This window comes from Rhodopseudomonas sp. BR0C11 (assembly GCF_010820945.1).
GTDB classification, from domain to species: domain Bacteria; phylum Pseudomonadota; class Alphaproteobacteria; order Rhizobiales; family Xanthobacteraceae; genus Rhodopseudomonas; species Rhodopseudomonas palustris_H.
The window spans coordinates 1-4339 of the sequence record NZ_QTKI01000402.1 but is presented as its reverse complement, the minus strand read 5'-3'; the positions used below and the strand labels follow the sequence as shown (position 1 = coordinate 4339).

5 protein-coding genes are annotated in these 4339 nt (G+C 63.8%); 1 reads left to right on the top strand and 4 read right to left on the bottom strand.

Going from position 1 to position 4339, the window contains the following annotated elements; all coding sequences use genetic code 11:
- Positions 1-319: 319 nt before the first annotated feature.
- The 4 genes from DYI24_RS22125 to DYI24_RS22110 form a co-directional block, all read right to left on the bottom strand.
- Entirely contained in the window at positions 320-985 is a 666-nt protein-coding gene (locus tag DYI24_RS22125) for a DUF1847 domain-containing protein (protein ID WP_164573861.1), read from the bottom strand.
- A 95-nt stretch (positions 986-1080) separates the two neighbouring features.
- On the bottom strand, positions 1081-1737 hold the full coding sequence (locus DYI24_RS22120) for a methionine ABC transporter permease (RefSeq protein WP_199851812.1): 657 nt from the start codon (positions 1735-1737) through the stop codon (positions 1081-1083).
- Positions 1718-2836, bottom strand: a complete 1119-nt coding sequence (locus DYI24_RS22115; RefSeq protein ID WP_164573860.1) for a methionine ABC transporter ATP-binding protein — start codon at positions 2834-2836, stop codon at positions 1718-1720. The genes DYI24_RS22120 and DYI24_RS22115 overlap by 20 nt, the downstream gene beginning before the upstream one ends.
- A complete protein-coding gene (locus DYI24_RS22110) occupies positions 2836-3651 on the bottom strand; it encodes a MetQ/NlpA family ABC transporter substrate-binding protein (protein ID WP_164573859.1) in 816 nt (271 codons plus the stop codon). Before DYI24_RS22110 ends, DYI24_RS22115 begins: the two co-directional genes overlap by 1 nt.
- Before the next feature lie 574 nt (positions 3652-4225).
- On the opposite strand from DYI24_RS22110, the gene DYI24_RS22105 reads away from it, so the two are divergent.
- Positions 4226-4339: GMC family oxidoreductase N-terminal domain-containing protein (locus tag DYI24_RS22105; protein ID WP_164573858.1), on the top strand; the 114-nt coding region annotated here is incomplete at its 3' end.

Genomic DNA, 4339 nt, shown 5'->3' with positions numbered 1-4339 from the left:
TTCTATCTGACCCGCGACGTCGCCGAGCATAATTACTCCGGATACGACACCCGGTTCTGGACCCGCCTGATCATCCCGGTGTGGAGCCCGGAGGCACCGGCGCCACGTCGGCCGCTGATCACCAAGTGATCCGTATTTTGCAAGGTCGATGAACACAACGCCTTGGCTGCCTGGCCGGTCTTGATCAACGGATGGCGTAGGCCCTGGCCACGGGGGACTAGGCCAAGGAGCGAGAGCAGGGTGGTCCTGCCTCGCTCCTCACGCCTTGAGCGGCAGACAAACTGTGGCGGGCCGAGCGGAAGCCAACCCGCGGGTCGTCTTACAACTCCTGCATCCGCTTCTTGTCGAGCATCCGGCTTGTGTAGGTCTTCACGGTGTGGAAAGCCGCAACCGGATTGTGGCTCAGGACCCGGTCCTTCACCACCAGCGTCGTCACCGGCGCTTCGGCGTGGCGGATGAACAGCGAGTCGTGGCCGACGCACAGGCCCATGATGACATTGAGCTGCGTTTCTTCGCGGTTGAGCAGGCGGGCCTGCAGCACCGGATTGCAGCACGCCTCGTGGCCGCATTTGATCTTCATCTCTTCGGGCACGCCGATCTCGGTCTTGTCGATCGAGCCGACTTTGCACAGTGCGGTGCGGGTCTCGAAGCCGGCGAGCCGAAGGATGTCGACCAGCACCTTGGTCTCTTCGATCAGGCCGATGCAGGTGGCGATACCGATCCGCTTGGCGCCGATCCGGCGCGCGAACGCCACCGTCTCTTCGACGCGATTGAGCTTGCAATAATACAGCCCCTCGACCTCGGCCGCCGCCCGCGCCAGCGTCGCGTCGACCGCATCGCCGGAATACAACTCGACCAGTTCCTGCCGCTCCTCGGGCGCGAGATCCGTCGTCGCGCAGATGCCGGGGTAGCGCTTGTCGTGACGATAGCAGTTGAATTGCCCGCATTCGGAGCAGGTGACGACGTCGGGCTTCGGTTTGGCCATGAGTGCATTTCCAGGTGAGATGGTTCAGAGATCCGCGTAGCCGGCCGGCGCCGGCCACGCAATTGCGCAACGCGTCGGTCGGCCTGCGTATTTGGTTATTTGCGCTTGTTGAGCGCGAATGCGAGGCGGTCGCCACCAAACTGGATTGTAGTCACCAGGATCACCAGCAGCACGATCACGGTGACCATCACCTGGGTGTCGAAGCGCTGATAGCCATAGCGATAGGCGAGGTCGCCGAGACCACCGGCGCCGATCGCGCCGGCCACCGCCGAGGCGTTGATCATGCTGACCAGGGTGATGGTGAAGCCGGCGACGATGCCCGGCCGCGCTTCCGGCAGCAGCACGTGCCAGACGATGTGCCAACGGCCACAGCCCATCGACTCCGCAGCTTCGATCAGGCCGCGGTCGACTTCGCGCAGGCTGACTTCGGCGATGCGGGCGAAGAACGGCACGCTGGCGACGGTCAGCGGCACCACGGCGCCGAGCACGCCGTAGCTGGTGCCGACGATCAGGCGCGTGAACGGGATCAGCGCCACCATCAAGATCAGAAACGGCACCGAGCGGACGACATTGACCACGCTGCCGACGCTGGAATTGACCCAAGACTGCTCGAGGATGCCGCCCTTGCTGGTGGCGACCAGCAGCAGCGCCAAGGGCAGGCCGATGCCGAGCGTGATCAGCGACGACGCACCGATCATCAGCAGCGTATCGATGATGCCTTCGATCAGGCGATCAATGACCAGCGGAGACAAAACCCAGATCCTTCACTCTGTCTGCCAAGAGGTGCGCGCGCTGCAGGACCGCGTCGCGGTCGTCAGCGGCATCCACCGAGACGATCAGATGGCCCTGGGCGCGGCCCTGAATGCGATCGACGCCGCCATAGACCAATCGTGTCCGCGCGCCGAGCGCTTGCGCGATCGCGCCGATATCGGGATCACGGTCGCCGGTGCCGGTGAAGTGCAGATCGAGCAGCAGCGGATCCGAGGGATCGCGCGGCACCGGCACCAATTGCGCCAGAATTTCCGGCGGAAGCGACCTGTGCACGGTGCCGAGCAGGGTCTGCGTGACCTGGTGCTTGGGATCGCCAAACACCTTCCACACCTCGCCGTGTTCGACGACCCTGCCGCGTTCGAGAACCACCACGCGGTCGCAGATCTCGCGGATCACCGCCATCTCGTGGGTGATCAGCACGATCGTCAGGTCGAAGCGGCGGTTGATGTCCTGCAGCAGTGCCAGGATCGCCTGGGTGCTCTCGGTATCGAGCGCGGAGGTCGCCTCGTCGCACAGCAGCACCTCGGGCCGATGCACCAGAGCACGCGCAATGCCGACGCGCTGCTTCTGTCCGCCCGACAGCCGCGCCGGATAGACATCGCGCTTCTCGGATAGTCCCACCATGTCGAGCAGTTCGTCGACGCGGCGTTCGATCTCGCGTTTGCCGACACCGGCGACCCTCAGAGGCAGCGCAACGTTCTGCCAAACCGTCTTCGCCGACAGCAGGTTGAAGTGCTGGAAGATCATGCCGACCCGGCGGCGCAGTCCGATCAACGTCGCGTGGTCGAAGGTGGCGATGTCTTCGTCGTCGACCAGGACGCGGCCGGCGGTCGGACGTTCGAGCCGGTTGAGCGTGCGGATCAGCGTCGACTTGCCGGCACCGCTGCGGCCGATGATGCCGAAGACTTCGCCGCGCTTGACGGCGAGGTCGACCTCGATCAACGCCGGTGTCGTCGAGCCTGGATATTGCTTCGACAGACGCTCGACGATGATGTGCGGGCTATCCGCGCCAGTCTGGACACGGCTCCGAGGGGCGATGCCGACGCCGGGTCCGGCGCCGGCGTCGGTGAGGGCGTCCATCACTCACGTTCCCAAAGCCGGACGTAGAGGTCGCCATACTGCTTGTCGAGCACTGCGCGCACTTCTGGAGCGGTCTGGTAGATTTTGATGAACTGCGCGATCCGCGGATCGTCCTTGTTCTTCGGCTGCGCCACGAAGACGATGCCGTAACGCGGATTGATCGGCTCCCAAAACAGTGCCGCGTGCGGATCTATCACGCCGGACGCCTTCAGGAAGTGGGTGTAGCCGTGCGCCAGGTCGACCTCGTTGAGCGACTGCGGCAATTGGTGGAAGTCGATCTCCAAGAATTTCAGCTTCTTCGGATTGTCGATCACCGCGTCGACATTGACCTGAGGGCCATGGTCCGGCTTCAGCTTGATCAGTCCGGCCGCCTCCAGCAATTCGAGGCCGCGACCGAAATTGAACGGATCGCCGGCGAGCGCGACACGGGCGCCGACCGGCAGCTCGTCCAGGCTCTTGTACTTCTTGGAGAACAGTCCGGTCTTATTGGCGATGCCGATGCCCACCGGTTCGAGGTCGAAGCCGCGTGCCGCCTTGACGACGTCCAAGAACGGTTTGTGCTGGAAATAGTTGAGGTCGATTTCGCCGTTCGCCAGAGAGGTGTTCGGCGTCACCGGATCGGTGAACTCGATCAGCTTGACGTCCAGACCTTGCGCCTTGGCGACCGCCACGGCGGCTTCGATCGGTGGGGCGAAGCCGGCATTGGTGCCGACCCGCAGCGGGCCCTTGGCGGCGTCGGCGATGGCGATGGAGGTCAGCGCGCCCAACGCCGCGATCAGGCCGAGCGTGCGCGCGGCGGTCTTCAGAACAGTCATGATGTGGTCCCAGGAGAGGAGGTGAAGGCAGCGCGTGGCGAGATGTCATCGCGCCCGCAGCATTGCCGCTGACGACAAGCCTAGCGTGCTGGATTGCGGTGCAACAAGGCGAAGCAAGTTCTTATTTATCGGTGCAGCAGAGAACGGCGACGCTGCGTTGTGCTGCGGATGTGAAACAGGACAACTACGTCGCGTGACGTTGCTTGGACTGAATCACATGGCTGAGGGTGACCTGTTACCTCGGTGTTCGCAGAGCCGACGTGCGAGGACGATGCGAGAGTCGATCGTGACGAGAGCTGCGGAGGAGCGGAGGCGGAGTTATCATCTTCATTCGTTCGCGATCGCAGTGCAAAGTTGCCGCGATCGCCGCGCCTCGGAAGATGATCTTCTAAAGATCGCCGCGCGTATTGACCCTCGTTGATGGGCGGCGCCAGTGTGGGGCCTGACGCGTTGTTTGCATGACTGTGAGCGGCGCACGCGTATTGAGAGCCTCACCTGTGTCCCATTCTCTTTCTTCACCGCGACCGAACCTCGTTCGTGCCGCGGCCGTATCGCTGTTGCTCGGTTCGCGCCAATGAGCAACGAGTTCGACTACGTCATCGTCGGCGGCGGCAGCGCGGGCTGCGTGCTCGCCAACCGGCTGAGCGCCGATGGCCGCAATCGCGACCGCCTTTTGGAAGCCGGCCGG